Origin of the sequence: Kitasatospora putterlickiae (assembly GCF_039527695.1) — a bacterium.
Classification (GTDB): domain Bacteria; phylum Actinomycetota; class Actinomycetes; order Streptomycetales; family Streptomycetaceae; genus Kitasatospora; species Kitasatospora putterlickiae.
The window spans coordinates 1-849 of the sequence record NZ_BAAAKJ010000180.1; the positions used below are offsets into that span (position 1 = coordinate 1).

Sequence of the window (849 nt, forward strand, 5' to 3'; positions counted from 1 at the left end):
GCGCCGAGGCCCGGCCGCAGGGCCGGATCGTCGGCGGCGGGACGGCGAGCACGGGCGACCACCCGTGGATGGTGGCGCTGGCCAGCCGCCAGCAGTTCGGCCCCGGCCGCTCGGGGCAGTTCTGCGGCGGAGCGCTGGTCACCCCGACCAAGGTGGTCACCGCCGCGCACTGCTTCTACGACGAGGCCAGCGGGCGCCCGGTGGACCGGCCCGGTCTGAGGGTGCTGGTCGGCCGGGACGACCTGCGCGGCTCGACCGGGCGCGAGGTGGCGGTGCAGGGCGTCTGGGTCCACCCCGCGTACTCGTTCGGCACCAACATGAACGACGTGGCGGTGGTCACCCTGGGCGAGTCGCAGGGGAGCCGGCCGGTAATCGCCCTGGTCGGCCAAGGCGAGACGGAGCCGTACCGGCCGGGGAACCGGGCGCAGGTGTACGGCTGGGGGGACACCACCGGGCGCGGCGACTACTCGTCCGCGCTGCGCGGGGTGGACGTGCCGATCATCGCCGACCAGACCTGCGCCCAGGCGTACCCGGGCGGCCCGGACGGGCGGTTCGACGCCCGGGGCATGGTGTGCGCGGGCGAGCAGCAGGGCGGCAAGGACGCCTGTCAGGGGGACAGCGGCGGTCCGCTGGTGGTCGCCGGCCGGCTCGCCGGGCTGGTCTCCTGGGGAACGGGCTGCGCCGAGGTCGGCCACCCGGGCGTCTACACCCGGATCGCCGCGGTCTCCGACGCGGTGCGCACCGCCCTGTAGCCGGAAGGGCACCCGGTGTTGACCGTTCGGGCGACGATCCGGGACGCCGAGCCGGGCGGCGGCCCGGGCGGGGCTGGTGCAGGGAACGACGAAGCCG

At 76.4% G+C, this 849-nt stretch carries 1 protein-coding gene; it reads left to right on the top strand.

The features are described 5' to 3' along the window. The coding region (locus ABD308_RS18040; protein WP_344335615.1) for a S1 family peptidase at positions 1-752 on the top strand (752 nt) is incomplete at its 5' end. Positions 753-849 lie beyond the last annotated feature (97 nt).